The organism is Stenotrophomonas sp. HMWF003, assembly GCF_003061285.1.
GTDB lineage: Bacteria > Pseudomonadota > Gammaproteobacteria > Xanthomonadales > Xanthomonadaceae > Stenotrophomonas > Stenotrophomonas maltophilia_AP.
Window position 1 is genome coordinate 1 of the sequence record NZ_QAIW01000286.1, and the last position, 4,832, is coordinate 4,832.

Sequence of the window (4,832 nt, forward strand, 5' to 3'; positions counted from 1 at the left end):
GGCCTGCAGGCCAAGACCGCACGGGTAGAGCGCAACGGCGCCACCGTGGAGATCCCGCTGGAGCAGGTGACCACCGGCGATGTGGTGCTCGTGCGCCCGGGTGAAAAGGTTCCGGTCGATGGCCAGGTCGTCGAGGGCGCCTCGTATGTCGATGAGAGCATGATCACCGGCGAACCGGTGCCGGTGTCCAAGGGGGTGGGCGCCGAGGTCGTCGGCGGCACCCTCAACAAGACCGGCGCCTTCAGTTTCCGTGTCACCCAGGTGGGCGCCAATACGGTGCTGGCGCAGATCATCCGCCTGGTGGAAGAGGCGCAGGGGTCCAAGCTGCCGATCCAGGCGATGGTCGACAAGGTCACCATGTGGTTCGTGCCGGCGGTGATGGCCGCGGCCGTGCTGACCTTCCTGGTCTGGCTGGTGTTCGGCCCCTCGCCGGCGCTCACGTTTGCATTGGTCAATGCAGTGGCCGTGCTGATCATCGCCTGCCCGTGCGCGATGGGGCTGGCCACGCCCACCTCGATCATGGTGGGCACCGGCCGCGCGGCGGAGCTGGGGGTGCTGTTCCGCAAGGGCGAAGCACTGCAGGCACTGCGTGACGTCAGCGTGGTTGCACTGGACAAGACCGGCACGCTGACCAAGGGTCGCCCCGAACTGACCGACCTGGTGCCGGCCGACGGCTTTGCGTATGACGAAGTGCTGGCGCTCGTGGCGGCGGTGGAAACCCGTTCGGAACACCCGATCGCCGAAGCGATCGTCGCCGCTGCTGGACAGCGTGAGCTGACGTTGGCGCCTGTTGAGGGCTTCGAGGCGACACCGGGGTACGGTGTGACCGCGACGGTGTCCGGCCGAACGGTTGCAGTGGGTGCCGACCGTTTCATGACCCGGCTGGGTCTTGATGTCAGCACGTTCCTGCCGGCGGCGCAGCGGCTGGGTGAAGAGGGCAAGAGCCCGTTGTATGCGGCCATCGATGGCCGCCTGGCCGCGGTGATCGCGGTGGCCGACCCGATCAAGGACACCACCCCGGAGGCGATCCGCGCGCTGCACGCGCTGGGCCTGAAGGTGGCCATGATCACCGGCGACAACGCCGCCACCGCGGCAGCCATCGCGCGGCAGCTGGGCATCGATGAAGTGGCCGCTGAAGTCCTGCCTGACGGCAAGGTGGCCGCGCTCAAGAAGTTCCGCGCCAACGGCGCGCGGGTGGCCTTCGTCGGCGATGGCATCAACGATGCACCGGCGCTTGCCGAAGCGGATGTTGGCTTGGCCATCGGCACCGGTACCGACGTCGCCATCGAGGCGGCCGACGTGGTGCTGATGTCCGGCGATCTGCGCGGGGTGACCAACGCGATCGCGCTGAGCCAGGCCACCATCCGCAACATCAAGCAGAACCTGTTCTGGGCGTTCGCCTACAACGCCGTGCTGATTCCGGTGGCGGCCGGTGCGCTGTATCCCCTCAACGGCATGCTGCTGTCGCCGATCTTTGCCGCTGCGGCAATGGCGCTCTCCAGCATCTTCGTGCTGGGCAACGCACTGCGGCTCAAGCGCTTCCGCGCGCCGATGCGCATCGAGGCCACCGCATCGAGCCCGGTGAACGGCCATTGATGCCGGGCACGCGCAGTTGTCGCCCGGACGCCAGACCCGCCTGAAGGAGGCCGCCATGGTCATCACATCCAAACCGCCCGTCATTCTCTACACGACGCCCACATGCCCCGACTGCCATACGCTGAAGGCGTGGCTCGATCGTGAGGGGATCATCTTCGACGAGCGCGATCTGTCCATCCGCGAGGTCATGGAGGAGGCCAAGGCACGCACGGGCGTGCGCGTCGCGCCGATCACAGTGGTGGGTGATTCGGTCTTCTACGGCACGTTCCTGACCCAGAAGCCGCTGTTGACCGTGGCGCTCGGCCTGACCGGCACTGCCTGAACGATCATGACCCGATACGTCGAGATACGCCCGGAAGGACGCACCCTCCTTGTGCCGGAAGGTGCCACCATCCTGGAGGCGGTGCTGGCGGCAGGCGTCGCCTACCCACATGGCTGCCGCTCTGGCCGCTGCGGTTCCTGCCTGTCGCGCCTGATCACGGGCAAAGTGGTGCATCTGGAACATAGTCGCTTCGCCCTTACGGAAGCGCAGAAGGCGCAGGGCCTGTTTCTGGCGTGTCGCGCCCTCCCGGAGACCGATGTGGTCGCCGCCGCTGCAGGCGACGCGGATGCGGTTCACTCCACTGGAATGCAACGCCTGGCATATCAGGTGCAGGCAATCGACACCCTCACGCACGACATAAAACGTATCCGGCTTGCCGCCACGGGCCCCGAGCTGCTTGCCTTCGACGCAGGTCAGTACGCCCGGCTGACATTCCCCAACGCTGCGCCCCGTGACTACTCGATGGCAGGCCGTGCCGGCAACGGCGTGCTTGAGTTCCACGTCCGCCGCGTGCCGGATGGGACGGTGACCGAGTGGATACACGCAGCACTGAAGCCCGGGCATCCGGTGATGGTGGAGGGCCCGTTGGGGTCGTCCTACCTGCGTAGGCGTCATCCGGGCCCCATCCTCTGTATCGCAGGTGGCTCGGGCCTGGCGCCGATCCAGGCGATCGTGGAGGCGGCACTCGCCGAGGGCATGCGGCAGGCCATCCATGTCTACTTCGGTGCACGCCGCATCGCTGACATGTACCTGATCGAGCACTTCCAGCGGCTGGCGCGGATACACCCCAACCTGACGTTTACGCCGGTCCTCTCCCATGATCCTCGGCAAAGCCTCTGGCGCACCGGGTGGGTAACCGACGCCGTGGCCGCGGACCATCCGGTACTGGAAGGTTGGAAGGCCTACGTGGCCGGCCCGCCGGTGATGGTTGAATCCGCGTTGCGCGTCTGCAGGGCAGGTGGCTTACGGCCGGAAGACCTCCATGCGGATGTCTTTTTCACGCCCGACACGGCGTCGGTTGCCGGTTGAAACCGCACTTCCATACGGAGTGAGACGACCGAAGAAGGAACGCCTGGATGCTGATGTAAAAAAGGTGGCGCCTTCCCACATCGCCAAACGCCAGGCGAAACGGCAAGCACGACGTAAGGCGGCGCGACATCGCATTGACGTGATCCATACCGAGTCGCGGTTGTGGGGCCTGCATGTGCGCGTTGTCGCGTGCCTGTGGCGTCGAGAATGTGAACGCAACCCGAGGGACAGACCGATCTCCACGCCTGTTGATTGACATTGCCACGCTGTCAACGCCCAACGTGGTCAGCGCACCACTCAATCAGGAGATCAACATGCTTCAGTTCCACATTCCAAACATGACGTGCGGTTCCTGCGCCAGGCCGGTGAAAGACGCCTTGCTGAGCGTCGACCCCCTGGCGCAGATCGAAACCGACACCCCGGCGCGACAGGTGCGGGTAGAAACGGCGCTGGACGAAGCAGCCTTCCTCGCCGTACTGGCAGAGGCTGGATATCCCCACCAGCCGCTGGCAAGCCGGTAAGTCCCTACCTACGGAGAAACGTCCCATGTTCATGAAACAGCTTCTCACCTTTGGCGTGGCTGCGATCGGTACGGCGGCATTGCCAGCCTCGGCGACTGATGCAGCCTTGAAAGGTGCGTTTGCGCTTTCGGGAACGACCGAACGGGTCAGCGCCGAGCTTTCCATCGAGAAAACCGGCGCGCTCTCCCGCGAGTTGCTGATCACATTCGCCGACAAGACCACGGGCAAGCCCATCGTGCATTTTGACGAAGAGCTGACCCAGCCGCTGCACGTCCTGGCCACCGACAGCACCTTCTCCAGCTTCCTGCACGAACACCCGGGCAAGGCAGGGCCGGACGGTCGTTTCCGGGTCGCAATGCACTTCCCCAAGCCTGGCGTTTACCACGTCTTCGCGGACGCGGTACCCACCGGCCTGGGTCAACAGGTGGTTCGCTTCGACGTTTCCGTGGAGGCACCCGCCGGTGCGAAAGCCGTCGCGCCGCTCCCGGCGCCCAAGGAAGGGACCGATGGACCTTATACGGTCCAGTTGGAGCAGTCGGGTCTACAGGCCGGCAAGGAGAGCATGGTGCACCTGACGGTGCTGAAGAATGGAACGCCGGCGCAGGACCTGGGCCTCTACCTTGGCGTGCCGGCCCACGCGGTGTTCGTGGGCACCGATGACCTGGCGTATGTCCACGCGCATGCGATGTCAGCGGGTGCAGCCAACGCCGCGCACGGGTCCCACGGCTCGGCGCACGACCCGGCGGGCCCGGTCAGCGCACAGATGATGCTGCACGCAACGCCGCCTCACGCGGGTCGCTATGCGCTCTGGATCCAGTTCATGGCCGACGGTGACATCCGAACGGTGCCGTTCGTTGTCGATGTTGCGCCGGGCGCGTGAGCAACGGGCGTTAGCGTCGCCCTGGCCGTGGTTGGGGAATTCCTGGCCACGGCATGCCGGCGGGGAGACAATCGATGGCGGGCATATGCCTTCAGCAGGAGGGCGCATGAACGCCGTCATCTACCACAACCCCAATTGCGGCACCTCCCGCAACACACTGGCGATGCTCCGACACGTGGGCATCGAGCCGGAGGTCATCGAGTATCTCGTCCACCCACCGAGCCGCCCGCGCCTGGTCGAACTGATTGAAGCAGCTGGCCTGGGCGTTCGTGATGCGATCCGGCAGAAGGGCACGCCTTATGACGCGCTCGGGCTGGGCAACCCTGCGCTCGACGACGACGCGCTGCTGCATGCGATGCTGGCGCATCCGATCCTGATCAACCGGCCGTTCGTGCAAACGCCATTGGGAACCCGGCTGTGCCGCCCCTCGGAGGTCGTGCTGGAGATCCTGCCGCCGATGACGCGTTCTTTCACCAAGGAAGAC

6 protein-coding genes are annotated in these 4,832 nt (G+C 65.7%); all 6 read left to right on the top strand.

Translation table 11 applies throughout. From position 1 onward, the window contains the following. Positions 1-1,596: copper-translocating P-type ATPase (locus DBR34_RS11835; protein WP_146186828.1), on the top strand; the 1,596-nt coding region annotated here is incomplete at its 5' end. Between the two features lie 55 nt (positions 1,597-1,651). Continuing rightward, positions 1,652-1,918: a glutaredoxin family protein gene (locus DBR34_RS11840; protein ID WP_128096942.1), complete on the top strand. Its 267-nt coding sequence runs from the start codon at positions 1,652-1,654 to the stop codon at positions 1,916-1,918. Positions 1,919-1,924: 6 nt separating this feature from the next. After that, a complete protein-coding gene (locus DBR34_RS11845) occupies positions 1,925-2,947 on the top strand; it encodes a 2Fe-2S iron-sulfur cluster-binding protein (RefSeq protein WP_128096943.1) in 1,023 nt (340 codons plus the stop codon). Between the two features lie 248 nt (positions 2,948-3,195). Beyond that, positions 3,196-3,468, top strand: coding sequence for a heavy-metal-associated domain-containing protein (locus DBR34_RS11850; protein WP_258223850.1), 273 nt, complete (start codon positions 3,196-3,198; stop codon positions 3,466-3,468). 25 nt (positions 3,469-3,493) lie between these two features. Next, on the top strand, positions 3,494-4,348 hold the full coding sequence (locus DBR34_RS11855) for a hypothetical protein (protein ID WP_128096944.1): 855 nt from the start codon (positions 3,494-3,496) through the stop codon (positions 4,346-4,348). Between the two features lie 106 nt (positions 4,349-4,454). Then, on the top strand, positions 4,455-4,832 hold a 378-nt coding region (gene arsC, locus DBR34_RS11860; protein WP_128096945.1), incomplete at its 3' end, for an arsenate reductase (glutaredoxin).